We start from the raw sequence: 15,061 nt of genomic DNA, 5'->3' as shown, positions 1-15,061 counted from the left end.
CTATGACTGCAGACAACGCTCTGTACATCCCGCCTTACAAGGCTGACGACCAAGACGTCGTCGTTGAACTGAACAACCGTTTTGGCGCCGAGGCGTTCACTGCCCAGCCAACCCGCACCGGCATGCCGGTGCTGTGGGTCGAGCGCGCCCGGCTGTTTGAAATTCTGACGTTCCTGCGCAACGTTCCCAAACCCTACTCCATGCTCTATGACCTGCATGGCGTGGACGAGCGTCTGCGTACCAACCGTCGCGGCCTGCCCGGTGCAGATTTCACCGTGTTCTATCACCTGCTGTCGATCGAGCGAAACAGCGACGTGATGATCAAGGTAGCGCTGTCTGAAAGCGACCTGAGTGTGCCAACCATCACCAGTATCTGGCCAAATGCCAACTGGTATGAGCGCGAAGTCTGGGACATGTTCGGAATCGACTTTCCGGGACACCCGCATCTAAGCCGCATCATGATGCCGCCAACCTGGGAAGGTCACCCGCTGCGCAAGGACTTCCCTGCCCGCGCGACGGAATTTGACCCCTACAGCCTGACACTCGCCAAACAGCAACTGGAAGAGGAAGCCGCACGTTTCCGTCCGGAAGACTGGGGGATGAAACGTTCTGGCGCGAACGAGGACTACATGTTCCTCAACCTCGGGCCGAACCACCCTTCCGCTCACGGTGCGTTCCGTATCATTCTGCAGCTGGATGGCGAAGAAATCGTCGACTGCGTTCCGGACATCGGCTACCACCATCGTGGTGCAGAGAAGATGGCCGAGCGTCAGTCCTGGCACAGCTTCATCCCGTACACCGACCGCATCGATTATCTCGGCGGGGTGATGAACAACCTGCCTTACGTACTCTCGGTCGAAAAACTGGCAGGCATCAAGGTGCCGGAAAAGGTCGACGTCATCCGCATCATGATGGCCGAGTTCTTCCGTATCACCAGCCACCTGCTGTTCCTGGGTACCTACATCCAGGACGTGGGTGCCATGACGCCGGTGTTCTTTACGTTCACCGACCGCCAGAAAGCCTACACCGTGATCGAAGCCATTACCGGTTTCCGTCTGCATCCGGCCTGGTATCGCATCGGCGGGGTTGCCCACGACCTGCCTCGTGGCTGGGAGAAACTGGTCAAGGACTTCGTCGACTGGCTGCCCAAGCGCCTCGACGAATACACCAAGGCTGCCCTGCAGAACAGCATCCTCAAGGGTCGTACCGTGGGCGTTGCCGCGTACAACACCAAAGAGGCCCTGGAATGGGGCGTCACCGGTGCAGGCCTGCGCTCCACAGGCTGCGATTTCGACTTGCGCAAGGCACGCCCTTACTCCGGCTACGAGAACTTCGAGTTTGAAGTACCGCTGGCCGCGAACGGCGACGCTTACGACCGCTGCTCGGTCCGCGTAGAAGAGATGCGCCAGAGCATCAAGATCATCGATCAGTGTATGCGCAACATGCCGGAAGGCCCGTACAAGGCGGATCATCCGCTGACCACGCCGCCACCGAAAGAGCGCACCCTGCAGCACATCGAAACCCTGATCACGCACTTCCTGCAGGTTTCGTGGGGCCCGGTCATGCCGGCCAACGAGTCCTTCCAGATGATCGAAGCGACCAAGGGTATCAACAGCTATTACCTGACGAGCGACGGCGGCACCATGAGCTACCGTACCCGGATCCGCACCCCGAGTTACCCGCACCTGCAGCAGATCCCTTCGGTGATCAAAGGCAGCATGGTCGCGGACTTGATCGCGTACCTGGGTAGTATCGACTTCGTTATGGCCGACGTGGACCGCTAAGCATGAATAGCCCGCTAATTCAGACTGACCGTTTCGCCCTGAGCGAAACCGAGCGCTCGGCCATCGAGCACGAGATGCATCACTACGAAGACCCACGTGCGGCGTCCATCGAGGCCCTGAAGATCGTTCAGAAAGAGCGTGGATGGGTGCCCGATGGTGCCATCTACGCAATCGGCGATTTGCTCGGCATCCCCGCCAGCGACGTCGAAGGTGTTGCAACCTTTTACAGCCAGATCTTCCGCCAGCCGGTCGGACGTCACATCATTCGCGTCTGCAACAGCATGGTCTGCTTCATCGGCGGCCACGAAAACGTGGTCGACGAGATCAAGAGCTCACTGGGCATCGGCCTGGGTCAGACCACCGCTGACGGTCGCTTCACCTTGCTGCCGGTCTGCTGCCTCGGCAACTGTGACAAGGCGCCGGCCGTGATGGTCGACGACGACACTTTCGGCGATGTACAGCCTGCTGGCGTTGCCAAGATGCTGGAGGGTTACCTATGACCATCACTTCCTTCGGCCCTGCCAACCGCATTGCGCGCACGGCAGAAACCCATCCGCTGACCTGGCGTCTGCGCGACGACGGCGAACCGGTCTGGCTCGACGAGTACCAGGCCAAAGACGGTTATGCAGCAGCGCGCAAGGCGCTGACGCAACAGTCGCCTGACGATATCGTCCAGTCGGTCAAGGACTCGGGCCTCAAAGGCCGCGGCGGTGCGGGCTTCCCTACCGGCGTCAAATGGGGCCTGATGCCCAAAGACGAATCCATGAACATCCGCTATCTGCTGTGCAATGCGGATGAGATGGAACCCAACACCTGGAAAGACCGCATGCTGATGGAGCAACTGCCCCATCTGCTGGTCGAGGGCATGCTGATCAGTGCCCGTGCGTTGAAAGCCTATCGTGGCTACATCTTCCTGCGTGGTGAATACGTAACGGCCGCCAAGCACTTGAACCGCGCCGTGGCCGAAGCGAAGGCTGCCGGCCTGCTGGGCAAGAACATCCTCGGCACCGGCTTCGACTTTGAACTGTTCGTACACACCGGAGCCGGCCGTTACATCTGTGGTGAAGAAACCGCGCTGATCAACTCGCTGGAAGGCCGCCGCGCCAACCCGCGTTCCAAGCCGCCCTTCCCTGCTGCTGTAGGCGTCTGGGGCAAGCCGACCTGCGTAAACAACGTCGAAACCCTGTGCAACGTGCCCGCCATCGTCAACAACGGCAACGACTGGTACAAGTCGCTGGCCCGCGAAGGCAGTGAGGACCACGGCACCAAACTGATGGGCTTCTCCGGCAAGGTTAAAAACCCGGGTTTGTGGGAGCTGCCATTTGGCGTACAGGCTCGCGAACTGTTCGAAGACTACGCCGGCGGCATGCGCGATGGGTTCAAGCTCAAGTGCTGGCAACCCGGAGGCGCCGGTACGGGGTTCCTGCTGCCTGAGCATCTGGACGCCCAGATGTATGCAGGCGGTATCGCCAAGGTCGGCACCCGGATGGGTACGGGTCTGGCGATGGCGGTCGACGATTCGGTCAACATGGTCTCGCTGCTGCGCAACATGGAAGAGTTTTTCGCTCAGGAGTCCTGCGGCTTCTGCACGCCATGCCGCGACGGTTTGCCATGGAGCGTGAAAATGCTTCGCGCCATCGAGAACGGTCAGGGTCAGCCGGGTGATATCGAAACCCTGCTGGGTCTGGTCAATTTCCTCGGCCCTGGCAAGACCTTCTGTGCCCATGCACCGGGCGCCGTTGAACCCTTGGGCAGTGCGATCAAGTATTTCCGCTCAGAGTTCGAAGCCGGTATCTCGCCAGCCAGCGCAGCCACGCTCGTTCCGGGCAAAAGTCCGACAGTGGTCGGCGCATAACAAGACACAACGGTCGGCGGCTGTTCGGGCTGCCGTCCTCGTACCTGCTGACGCCCTCCGGGCTGAACGATACGGGTACTACCGAGATTCCATTAGCCACGCCCGCTGACAACGGGCCAACGAAGACCTTTGAACCATGGCTACTATTCACGTAGACGGCAAAGCGCTCGAAGTCGATGGTGCAGACAACCTGTTACAGGCATGTCTGTCGCTGGGCCTCGATATCCCTTATTTCTGCTGGCACCCTGCCCTTGGCAGCGTTGGCGCCTGTCGCCAGTGCGCGGTCAAGCAGTACACCGACGAGAACGACACACGCGGTCGTATCGTCATGTCCTGCATGACGCCAGCCACCGACAACACCTGGATCTCAATCGAAGATGAAGAGTCCAAGGCCTTCCGGGCCAGTGTTGTCGAATGGCTGATGACCAACCACCCGCACGACTGCCCGGTCTGTGAAGAAGGCGGTCACTGTCACCTGCAGGACATGACCGTGATGACCGGCCACAACGAGCGCCGTTATCGCTTCACTAAACGTACTCACCAGAATCAGGAGCTGGGGCCGTTCATCGCGCATGAGATGAACCGTTGCATCGCCTGTTATCGGTGCGTACGTTTCTATAAAGACTACGCAGGCGGCACTGACCTGGGCGTTTACGGCGCTCACGACAATGTTTACTTCGGTCGCGTTGAAGACGGCACACTGGAAAGCGAGTTCTCCGGCAACCTCACCGAGGTCTGCCCGACCGGTGTGTTCACCGACAAGACCCACTCCGAGCGCTACAACCGCAAGTGGGACATGCAGTTCTCGCCAAGCATCTGCCACGGTTGCTCCAGCGGCTGCAACATCAGCCCGGGTGAGCGTTACGGTGAATTGCGCCGTATCGAAAACCGCTACAACGGCTCGGTCAACCAGTACTTTCTCTGCGACCGCGGCCGTTTCGGCTACGGCTACGTCAACCGCACAGACCGTCCACGTCAGCCACTGCTCGCTGAAGGCCAGGTCAAACTGAGCCTTGACGAAGCACTGGACAAGGCAGCGGACCTGCTGCGCGGCCGTAACATCGTCGGTATCGGCTCTCCTCGCGCCAGCCTCGAAAGCAACTACGCACTGCGTGAACTGGTCGGAGCCGAGCATTTCTACAGCGGTATCGAAGCCGGTGAGCTGGAGCGTATCAGGCTGATCCTCAAGGTCCTGAACGACAGTCCGCTGCCGATCCCGACCCTGCGTGACATCGAAGATCACGATGCCATTTTCGTGCTCGGCGAAGACCTGACCCAGACAGCTGCACGTATGGCCCTGGGCCTGCGTCAGGCCGTCAAGGGCAAGGCCGAAGACATGGCTGCAGCGATGAAAGTCCAGCCGTGGCTCGACGCTGCCGTGAAGAACATTGGCCAGCACGAACTTAACCCGCTGTTCATTGCCAGCCTCGCCGAGACTCGTCTCGACGATATCGCAGAAGAATGCGTGCACGCTGCACCTGACGACCTGGCTCGCATCGGTTTCGCCGTTGCCCATGCACTGGACGCCAGCGCACCTGCCGTCGATGGTCTGGACAGCGAGGCGCTGGAACTGGCGCAACGCATTGCCGATGCGCTGCTGGCTGCCAAACGACCGCTGATCATTTCCGGCAGCTCGCTGGGTTCGACAGCGCTGATCGAGGCGGCGGCAAACATTGCCAAGGCCTTGAAGCTGCGTGACAAGCAAGGCTCCATCAGCCTGATCGTGCCGGAAGCCAACAGCATGGGTCTGGCGATGTTTGGTGGCGATTCTGTCGATGCCGCCCTGCAAGCAGTGATTTCCGGTCAGGCCGACGCCATCGTGGTACTGGAAAACGATCTGTATCGCCGTGTAGACGCCAAAATCGTCGACGCTGCGCTGAGCGCTGCGAAAGTCGTGATCCTCGCCGACCACCAGAAAACCCCGACCAGTGATCGTGCGCATCTGGTCCTGCCAGCTGCCAGCTTCGCGGAAGGCGACGGCACGCTGGTCAGCCAGGAAGGCCGCGCCCAGCGCTTCTTCCAGGTGTTCGATCCGACCTACCTGGATGCCAGCATTCTGGTTCACGAAGGCTGGCGCTGGTTGCATGCCCTGCGCGCCACCTTGCTGAACAAGCCGGTCGACTGGACGCAACTCGATCACGTCACCGAAGCCTGCGCCAGCAGCACCCCGCAACTGGCGGGTATCGTCAACGCTGCGCCGTCTGCCTCGTTCCGGATCAAGGGCCTTAAACTGGCTCGTGAACCACTGCGCTACAGTGGTCGCACGGCGATGCGCGCCAACATCAGCGTGCATGAGCCGCGCACCTCGCAAGACATCGATACAGCGTTCTCCTTCTCCATGGAAGGTTATTCAGGTTCCGCCGAACCTCGTCAGCAAGTGCCGTTCGCCTGGTCTCCGGGTTGGAACTCGCCGCAGGCCTGGAACAAATTCCAGGACGAAGTCGGTGGCCACTTGCGCGCTGGCGATCCGGGCACACGCCTGATCGAAAGCCAGGGCGACGGTCTGTCATGGTTCTCCAGCGTTCCACGCGCGTTCTCTCCAGAGCGCGGCACCTGGAAAGTCGTGCCGTTCTTTCACCTGTTCGGCAGCGATGAAACATCGTCTCTGGCCGCTCCGGTTCAGGAACGTATCCCGCAGGCTTATGTAGCGCTGGCCAAATCCGAAGCCGATCGCCTGGGTGTCAACGATGGTGCCCTGCTCTCCTTGAGCGTTGGCGGTGAACTGCTGACCTTGCCGTTGCGCATCAGCGAAGAACTGGGCGCGGGCCTTGTGGCATTGCCGTCCGGGCTGCCAGGCATTCCGCCAGCGATCTTCGGCAAGTCAGTTGACGGTCTGCAGGAGGCAGCGCAATGACCTGGTTTACCCCTGATGTGATCGACGCAATCATTGCGGCCGTCAAAGCCATTGTCGTGCTACTGGCCGTGGTGGTCTGCGGTGCGCTGCTGAGCTTTGTGGAACGTCGTTTGCTGGGTTGGTGGCAAGACCGTTATGGTCCGAACCGAGTAGGCCCGTTCGGCATGTTCCAGATTGCAGCCGACATGCTGAAAATGTTCTTCAAGGAAGACTGGAATCCGCCGTTCGCCGACAAGGTGATTTTCACCCTGGCCCCCGTTGTTGCAATGAGCGCCTTGTTGATTGCCTTTGCAGTCATCCCGATTACCCCTACATGGGGTGTGGCGGACCTGAACATCGGTCTGCTGTTCTTCTTCGCCATGGCGGGTCTGTCGGTGTATGCGGTGCTGTTCGCCAGCTGGTCGAGTAATAACAAGTTCGCCCTGCTAGGCAGCCTGCGTGCTTCGGCACAAACCGTATCCTACGAAGTGTTCATGGGCCTTGCGCTGATGGGCATCGTGGTTCAGGTCGGTTCGTTCAATATGCGCGACATCGTTGAATATCAGGCGCAGAACCTGTGGTTCATCATTCCGCAGTTCTTCGGCTTTTGTACGTTCTTCATCGCGGGTGTTGCGGTGACTCACCGCCACCCGTTCGACCAACCGGAAGCCGAGCAGGAACTGGCTGACGGCTACCACATTGAATATGCCGGCATGAAATGGGGCATGTTCTTCGTGGGCGAATACATCGGGATCATCTTGATCTCGGCGCTGCTGGTCACGCTGTTCTTCGGTGGCTGGCACGGCCCGTTCGACATTCTGCCATCGCTGGCATTCTTCTGGTTCGCCTTTAAAACCGCGTTCTTCATCATGCTGTTCATTCTGCTGCGCGCTTCCATCCCGCGCCCGCGTTATGACCAGGTCATGGATTTCAGCTGGAAGTTCTGTCTGCCGCTGACCCTGATCAATTTGCTGGTGACTGCTGCGATTGTGTTGTTGAACACACCGGCAGGCTCGGTTCAGTGAGGATTTGACCCATGTTCAAATATATTGGTGACATCGTTAAGGGTACAGGTACCCAGTTGCGCAGCCTGGTCATGGTCTTCGGCCACGGCTTCCGCAAACGCGACACCCTGCAATACCCCGAAGAACAGGTATATCTGCCGCCCCGCTACCGTGGCCGCATCGTTCTGACCCGCGATCCCGACGGCGAAGAGCGCTGCGTAGCCTGCAACCTGTGTGCAGTGGCATGCCCGGTCGGCTGTATTTCGCTGCAGAAGGCCGAGACAGAGGACGGACGCTGGTACCCGGACTTTTTCCGCATCAACTTCTCGCGCTGCATTTTCTGCGGCCTGTGTGAAGAAGCGTGTCCGACTACCGCAATCCAGCTTACACCGGACTTCGAGATGGCCGACTTCAAGCGTCAGGATCTGGTGTACGAGAAGGAAGATCTGCTGATCTCCGGTCCCGGCAAGAACCCTGACTACAACTTCTATCGCGTTGCCGGTATGGCCATCGGCGGCAAGCCCAAGGGCTCCGCACAGAATGAAGCCGAGCCGATCAACGTCAAGAGCTTGCTGCCTTAAGGAAGTAAAGATGGAATTCGCTTTCTACTTCGCATCCGGTATCGCTGTTGTGTCCACCCTGCGGGTGATCACCAACACGAATCCGGTGCATGCCCTGCTCTACCTGATCATCTCGCTGATCGCTGTGGCCATGACTTTTTTCAGCCTCGGTGCGCCGTTTGCCGGTGTGTTGGAAGTCATTGCCTATGCGGGCGCGATCATGGTCCTGTTCGTGTTTGTGGTGATGATGCTGAACCTCGGCCCAGCCTCGGTTCAGCAAGAGCGTGCATGGCTCAAACCCGGCATCTGGATTGGTCCGGTGATTCTCGGCACGCTGTTGCTGGCCGAGTTACTGTACGTACTGTTCGCCAATCCAACCGGCGCTGCAATCGGTCACACCACAGTCGACGCCAAGGCGGTCGGCATCAGCCTGTTCGGGCCTTATCTGCTGGTGGTGGAACTCGCCTCGATGCTGCTGCTTGCTGCAGCCGTCACGGCATTCCATCTGGGCCGCAACGAGGCCAAGGAGCCAAGCCAATGAATGCTATCCCTCTTGAGCACGGTCTGGCGGTCGCCGGGGTCCTGTTCTGCCTGGGTCTGGTCGGCCTGATGGTGCGCCGTAACATTCTCTTCGTTTTGATGAGTCTGGAAATCATGATGAACGCCTCTGCACTGGCGTTCGTAGTTGCCGGCAGTCGTTGGGCGCAACCGGATGGGCAGGTCATGTTCATCCTGGTGATCAGCCTTGCGGCAGCCGAGGCCAGTATCGGCCTGGCGATCCTTATGCAACTGTATCGCCGCTTCCACACTCTCGATATCGATGCTGCCAGCGAGATGCGCGGATGAATCTTCTCTTTCTGACTTTCGTATTCCCCCTCATCGGCTTTCTGTTGCTGTCGTTCTCTCGCGGACGCATCTCGGAAAACCTCGCGGCGCTGATTGGCGTCGGCTCTATCGGCCTGTCAGCCATTGTCACGGCCTGGGTCATCTGGCAGTTCAACGTTGCACCACCGGAAGGTGGTCACTACACCCAGGTGCTGTGGCGCTGGATGGACGTTGATGGCTTGCAACCCAACTTCGCGCTGTATCTGGACGGTCTGTCCGTCACGATGCTGGGCGTAGTGGTTGGCGTCGGTTTCCTGATTCACCTGTTTGCGTCCTGGTACATGCGCGGTGAAGCGGGCTACTCGCGCTTCTTCTCCTACACCAACCTGTTCATTGCCAGCATGTTGTTCCTTGTTCTGGGCGACAACCTGCTGTTCCTCTACTTCGGTTGGGAAGGTGTGGGCCTGTGCAGCTACCTGTTGATCGGTTTCTATTACAGCAACCGTAACAACGGCAACGCAGCACTCAAGGCATTTATCGTTACGCGTATCGGCGACGTGTTCATGGCCATCGGCCTGTTCATCCTGTTTCAGCAATTGGGTACGCTCAATGTGCAGGAGTTGCTGGTCAAGGCACCGGAGCACTTCAAAGTCGGCGATTTCTGGATCGTGCTGGCAACGTTGATGCTGCTGGGCGGTGCTGTCGGTAAATCGGCACAACTGCCACTGCAAACCTGGCTGGCAGATGCGATGGCCGGTCCTACACCGGTTTCGGCACTGATTCACGCAGCAACCATGGTTACCGCGGGCGTCTACCTGATTGCGCGGACTCACGGCCTGTTCGCACTGGCACCGGACATACTGCATCTGGTAGGCATTGTCGGCGGCGTCACGCTGGTTCTGGCGGGTTTCGCAGCGCTGGTACAGACCGACATCAAGCGTATCCTCGCCTACTCGACCATGAGCCAGATCGGCTACATGTTCCTGGCATTGGGCGTAGGCGCATGGGAAGGCGCGATTTTCCACCTGATGACACACGCCTTCTTCAAGGCGCTGCTGTTCCTTGCTTCCGGTGCGGTGATCGTTGCGTGCCATCACGAGCAGAACATCTTCAAGATGGGCGGCCTGTGGAAGAAACTGCCATTGGCCTACGCCAGCTTCATCGTCGGCGGTGCAGCACTGGCTGCCCTGCCGCTGTTGACGGCAGGCTTCTACTCGAAGGATGAAATTCTCTGGGAAGCATTCGCCAGCGGTAACAATGGCCTGTTGTATGCCGGTCTGGTGGGCGCGTTCATGACGTCGCTGTACACCTTCCGTCTGATCTTCATCGCGTTCCACGGTGAAGCCAAGACCGAAGCACACGCAGGTCACGGTATTGCTCACTGGTTGCCGCTGTCGGTACTGATCGTGCTGTCGACGTTCATTGGCGCGCTGATCACCCCGCCACTGGCAGGTGTTCTACCGCAGAGCGTCGGCCATGCCGGTGGCGAAGCCAAACACAGTCTGGAAATCGCCTCTGGCGCCATCGCCCTGGCCGGTATCCTGCTGGCAGCGCTGCTGTTTCTCGGCAAGCGCCGCCTGGCGACGGCTATCGCCAACAGCGCTCCGGGCCGTTTCCTCTCGGCCTGGTGGTTCGCGGCATGGGGCTTCGACTGGATCTACGACAAGCTGTTCGTCAAGCCGTATCTGGCAATCAGCCATGTACTGCGTAGTGATCCGTTCGACCGCACCATCGGCTTGATCCCACGTCTGGTCAAAGGCGGTCATGACACCATGAGCCGCACCGAGACCGGCCAGTTGCGTTGGTATGCTGCCTCGATCGCCGTGGGTGCCGTTCTGGTACTCGGTGCCGTCGTTCTGGTTGCGATCTGATATGAACCTTGCGAATTTGCGAAAGGAATTGAGCCCGTCATGATTCTGCCCTGGCTAATCCTGATCCCCTTCATAGGCGGCCTGCTGTGCTGGCTAGGTGAGCGCTTCGGCTCTACCCTGCCGCGCTGGATTGCGTTGCTGACAATGACCCTGGAACTGGTTCTCGGCCTCTGGCTGTGGGCTACCGGCAACTTCGGCTACGCGCCGGTGCCGGGTGCCGATCCGACCTGGACCCTGGAATTCCACCACCCGTGGATCACCCGCTTCGGCATCGACGTGCATCTGGCACTCGATGGCCTGTCTTTGCTGATGATCCTGCTGACCGGCCTGCTCGGCGTGTTGTCGGTACTGTGCTCGTGGAAGGAAATCCAGCGCAAGGTAGGCTTCTTCCACCTGAACCTGATGTGGATTCTGGGCGGTGTGGTCGGCGTGTTCCTGGCCATCGACCTGTTCATGTTCTTCTTCTTCTGGGAAATGATGCTGGTGCCGATGTATTTCCTCATCGCGCTCTGGGGTCACAGTTCTTCGGATGGGAAGAAAACCCGTATCTACGCAGCCACCAAGTTCTTCATCTTCACTCAGGCCAGCGGCCTGATCATGCTGGTGGCGATCCTGGGTCTGGTGCTGGTGCACTTCAATCAGACCGGCGTGATCACCTTTGCCTACGCCGACCTGCTGAAGACCAAACTGGCACCGGGTACCGAATATATCCTGATGCTGGGCTTCTTTATTGCCTTTGCCGTGAAGCTGCCGGTTGTGCCGTTGCACTCCTGGCTGCCGGATGCGCATGCCCAGGCACCGACTGCAGGCTCCGTCGACCTGGCGGGTATCCTGCTGAAGACGGCGGCTTACGGTCTGCTGCGCTTTGCCCTTCCGCTGTTCCCCAACGCATCGGCCGAGTTCGCACCGATTGCAATGACGCTGGGCCTGGTCGGTATCTTCTACGGCGCTTTCCTGGCGTTTGCCCAGACCGATATCAAGCGCCTGATCGCGTTCTCCAGCGTCTCGCACATGGGCTTTGTACTGATCGGCATCTACTCCGGCAGCCAGCAAGCGCTGCAAGGCGTACTGATCCAGATGATCGCCCACGGCCTGTCGGCTGCGGCACTGTTCATTCTCAGTGGTCAGCTGTACGAGCGCCTGCATACTCGTGACATGCGCGAGATGGGCGGCCTGTGGTCGCGTATCGCCTACATCCCGGCCATCAGCCTGTTCTTTGCCGCCGCCTCTCTGGGTCTGCCGGGCACTGGTAACTTCGTAGGTGAGTTCCTGATTCTGCTGGGCAGCTTCGCCAGCTCACCATGGATCACGGCGATCGCTACCTCCGGCCTGGTGTTCGGCTCTGTCTACTCGCTGATCATGATCCACCGCGCCTACTTCGGCCCGTCGAAGTCCGACGAGGTTCTGAAGGGCATGGACGGACGTGAAATGATCATGGTGCTGGGCCTTGCGGTGTTGCTGGTCGTGCTCGGGGTTTTCCCGCAGCCGTTCCTCGACACATCGGCAGCGACCATGCACGGCGTGCAGCAATGGCTAGGCACTGCCTTCACTCAACTCGCTTCGGCCCGGTAAGAGCGCTATGGACCTGACGATTCAACACTTTATTGCGCTTGCGCCACTGCTGATCACCAGCCTCACCGTTGTAGTGGTGATGCTGGCGATCGCATGGCGCCGCAATCACTCGCAAACGTTCCTGCTTTCAGTAGCAGGTCTCAACCTGGCCCTGCTGTCGATCTATCCGGCACTGAAAGTTGCCCCACTGGTCGTGACACCACTGCTGCACATCGATAACTTTGCCTGCCTTTACATGGCAATCATCCTTGCCTCTACCCTGGCCTGTGTGACCATGGCACACGCCTATCTGGGTGACGGCAAGGCAGGTTATCCAGGCAATCGTGAAGAGCTTTACCTGCTGATCCTGCTGGCAGCTGCCGGTGGTCTGGTGCTGGTCAGTGCTCAGCATCTGGCGGGCCTGTTCATCGGCCTGGAACTGCTGTCGGTGCCGGTCTACGGTCTGGTGGCGTATGCCTTCTTCAACAAGCGTTCGCTGGAAGGCGGCATCAAGTACATGGTGCTATCGGCTGCAGGTTCAGCGTTCCTGCTGTTCGGCATGGCGCTGCTGTACGCAGAAGCCGGCTCGCTGAGCTTCGAGGGCATTGGTAAAGCCATTGCCACGACAGGGATGCCAAGCCCGATTGCCAGCCTGGGTCTGGGCATGATGGTTGTGGGCCTTGCATTCAAACTGTCGCTGGTGCCTTTCCACCTGTGGACACCGGACGTCTACGAAGGCGCTCCTGCGCCGGTAGCGGCCTTCCTGGCTACGGCCAGCAAGGTGGCAGTGTTTGCCGTGCTGGTGCGTCTGTTCCAGATTTCACCGGCAGCCAGCAGTGGCGTACTGCATGACGTGCTGGCAGTCATCGCCGTAGCGTCGATCCTGGTCGGCAACCTGTTGGCGCTGACTCAGACCAACCTCAAGCGTCTGCTGGGCTACTCCTCCATCGCCCACTTCGGTTACCTGATGATTGCGCTGGTGGCCAGCAAAGGCATGGCGGTCGAGGCGATTGGTGTCTATCTGGCAACTTACGTGCTGACCTCGCTAGGCAGCTTCGGTGTGATCACCATGATGTCTTCGCCTTACAGCGGACGTGATGCCGATGCGATGTTCGAATACCGCGGGCTGTTCTGGCGTCGTCCGTACCTGACGGCAGTCATGACCCTGATGATGCTGTCGCTGGCAGGTATCCCGCTTACCGCAGGCTTCATCGGCAAGTTCTACATCATTGCCACCGGTGTCGAGTCGCAACTGTGGTGGCTTATCGGAGCACTGGTGATCGGTAGCGCCATTGGCGTGTTCTATTACCTGAGAGTGATGGTCACCATGTATCTGGTCGACAACAAGCTTCCACGCCACGATGCAGCGATCAACTGGGCGCAGCGCACTGGCGGCGTTATGCTGCTGGCCGTCGCGATCCTGACATTCGTGCTGGGTGTGTACCCGCAACCGCTGCTCGATCTGGTGGTCAATGCCGGTCTGCATGTAGCAGGCTGATCATCCAGAAACAAAAAACCCTGCCATTCAGCAGGGTTTTTTTTGTCTCTGGAAAACTAGCCCGGCAGCTTCATCGGCTTCTTGGCACCGCTGAACAAACCCCAGCTGGAGATGAACAGCGCAGCCACCAGAGGCCCTATCACAAAGCCGTTCAGACCAAAGACCGACATACCACCCAGCGTTGAAATCAGGATCAGGTAGTCCGGCATTTTCGTGTCCTTGCCCACCAGGATCGGACGCAGCACGTTATCCACCAGACCGATCACGAAAACACCGAACAACCCCAGCACTACACCTTGCCAGATCATGCCACTGAGCAGGAAGTAGACAGCCACTGGCGCCCAGACAATCCCCGCCCCTACAGCGGGCAACAGCGACAGGAAGGCCATGATCACCGCCCACAGCAACGCACTCGGGATGTCCAGCGCCCAGAAGATAAAACCGCCCAGCGCACCTTGCGTTACCGCGACCACGACGTTGCCCTTGACCGTGGCACGTACCACTCGAGTGAACTTGAGTTGCAGACGACGCTTCTGCTGTTCGCCCAACGGAAAGGCCGTACGTATCTTGCGTACCAACTCCTGCCCATCTCGCAGGAAGAAGTACAGCAGGTACAACATGATGAACACGCTCACCACGAAATCGAAGGTGCCCTGCCCGAAGCTGAACGCTTGAGTCGCCAGATACTGACTGCCCTGCATTGCCCCTTTGGTGATCTTGTCGCGCAATCCTTCAAGATCGCCCATGCCCAGACGGTCGAGCAGTGCCTGAATCGAGTGCGGCAGCAGATCCTTGAACTCGGCGAGATAACCGGCGATATCCAGTTGCCCGGTCTCGACATTCTTGTACAGCGTGGTGCCCTCCTGAACCAGCAAGGCGCTGATGACGATCACTGGCAGAATCGCAATCACCAGACAGATTGTCAGGGTGCACAGGGAGGTAAGGTTGCGTGACCAGTTGAACTTGATCTGCAACCTGCGCTGCACAGGCGCAAAGATGATCCCGAGAATGACCGCCCAGAATACTGCGCCGTAAAACGGCAGCAGAATCCATATGAAGGCAATGGTGACCAGCACCAATAGCATAATGAGGGTTTTGTATTGCAACGTGGTTTCGTTCATGTCCTGTCCATGTCAGTAGACCGCGCCTCGCGCCCGGTCTACAGCTTAGTCAGCACTTGAACGTACGAGTGCCATCTTCTATGAAGGCAATATGACCGCGATTGTCAACGCCAACTAAAAAGTGACCCCCTTCCGTGCTAAATCGCCAACTTAGTTTTG

At 59.0% G+C, this 15,061-nt stretch carries 12 protein-coding genes; 11 read left to right on the top strand and 1 reads right to left on the bottom strand.

All coding sequences use genetic code 11. From position 1 onward, the window contains the following. The first annotated feature begins 2 nt into the window (after window positions 1-2). The 11 genes from nuoC (at window position 3) to nuoN (ending at window position 13,781) form a co-directional block, all read left to right on the top strand. Window positions 3-1,784: an NADH-quinone oxidoreductase subunit C/D gene (nuoC, locus tag AO277_RS21500; RefSeq protein ID WP_044317672.1), complete on the top strand. Its 1,782-nt coding sequence runs from the start codon at window positions 3-5 to the stop codon at window positions 1,782-1,784. 2 nt (window positions 1,785-1,786) lie between these two features. Next, a complete protein-coding gene (gene nuoE, locus AO277_RS21495) occupies window positions 1,787-2,284 on the top strand; it encodes an NADH-quinone oxidoreductase subunit NuoE (RefSeq protein WP_002554014.1) in 498 nt (165 codons plus the stop codon). Next, window positions 2,281-3,639: an NADH-quinone oxidoreductase subunit NuoF gene (gene nuoF, locus AO277_RS21490; protein ID WP_044317671.1), complete on the top strand. Its 1,359-nt coding sequence runs from the start codon at window positions 2,281-2,283 to the stop codon at window positions 3,637-3,639. Before nuoE ends, nuoF begins: the two co-directional genes overlap by 4 nt. A gap of 136 nt (window positions 3,640-3,775) precedes the next feature. Then, window positions 3,776-6,493, top strand: a complete 2,718-nt coding sequence (gene nuoG / locus AO277_RS21485) for an NADH-quinone oxidoreductase subunit NuoG (protein ID WP_044317670.1) — start codon at window positions 3,776-3,778, stop codon at window positions 6,491-6,493. Continuing rightward, window positions 6,490-7,497 (top strand): NADH-quinone oxidoreductase subunit NuoH, encoded by a 1,008-nt coding sequence (gene nuoH / locus AO277_RS21480; protein WP_044317669.1) that lies wholly within the window; start codon window positions 6,490-6,492, stop codon window positions 7,495-7,497. Before nuoG ends, nuoH begins: the two co-directional genes overlap by 4 nt. An 11-nt stretch (window positions 7,498-7,508) precedes the next feature. After that, window positions 7,509-8,057 carry an NADH-quinone oxidoreductase subunit NuoI gene (gene nuoI, locus AO277_RS21475; protein WP_002554018.1) on the top strand — a complete coding sequence of 183 codons (549 nt, stop codon included), beginning with the start codon at window positions 7,509-7,511 and terminating at the stop codon, window positions 8,055-8,057. 10 nt (window positions 8,058-8,067) lie between these two features. Further along, a complete protein-coding gene (gene nuoJ, locus AO277_RS21470; protein ID WP_004659468.1) occupies window positions 8,068-8,577 on the top strand; it encodes an NADH-quinone oxidoreductase subunit J in 510 nt (169 codons plus the stop codon). After that, window positions 8,574-8,882 (top strand): NADH-quinone oxidoreductase subunit NuoK, encoded by a 309-nt coding sequence (nuoK, locus tag AO277_RS21465; RefSeq protein ID WP_002554020.1) that lies wholly within the window; start codon window positions 8,574-8,576, stop codon window positions 8,880-8,882. The genes nuoJ and nuoK overlap by 4 nt, the downstream gene beginning before the upstream one ends. Then, entirely contained in the window at window positions 8,879-10,732 is a 1,854-nt protein-coding gene (gene nuoL / locus AO277_RS21460; protein ID WP_044317668.1) for an NADH-quinone oxidoreductase subunit L, read from the top strand. Before nuoK ends, nuoL begins: the two co-directional genes overlap by 4 nt. A 39-nt stretch (window positions 10,733-10,771) precedes the next feature. Then, a complete protein-coding gene (gene nuoM, locus AO277_RS21455; protein WP_002554022.1) occupies window positions 10,772-12,304 on the top strand; it encodes an NADH-quinone oxidoreductase subunit M in 1,533 nt (510 codons plus the stop codon). Between the two features lie 7 nt (window positions 12,305-12,311). Then, a complete protein-coding gene (nuoN, locus tag AO277_RS21450) occupies window positions 12,312-13,781 on the top strand; it encodes an NADH-quinone oxidoreductase subunit NuoN (protein ID WP_044317667.1) in 1,470 nt (489 codons plus the stop codon). A 56-nt stretch (window positions 13,782-13,837) separates the two neighbouring features. Here the strand turns inward: nuoN and AO277_RS21445 are convergent, their stop codons facing one another. Then, window positions 13,838-14,902, bottom strand: coding sequence for an AI-2E family transporter (locus AO277_RS21445; protein WP_005731862.1), 1,065 nt, complete (start codon window positions 14,900-14,902; stop codon window positions 13,838-13,840). Between the last annotated feature and the right edge of the window lie 159 nt (window positions 14,903-15,061).

It is taken from the genome of Pseudomonas amygdali, from assembly GCF_002699855.1.
In the GTDB taxonomy this organism is placed as follows: Bacteria; Pseudomonadota; Gammaproteobacteria; order Pseudomonadales; family Pseudomonadaceae; genus Aquipseudomonas; species Aquipseudomonas amygdali.
Note: the sequence above shows the minus strand (reverse complement) of the source record. Positions and strands in the feature narration are given on the sequence as shown.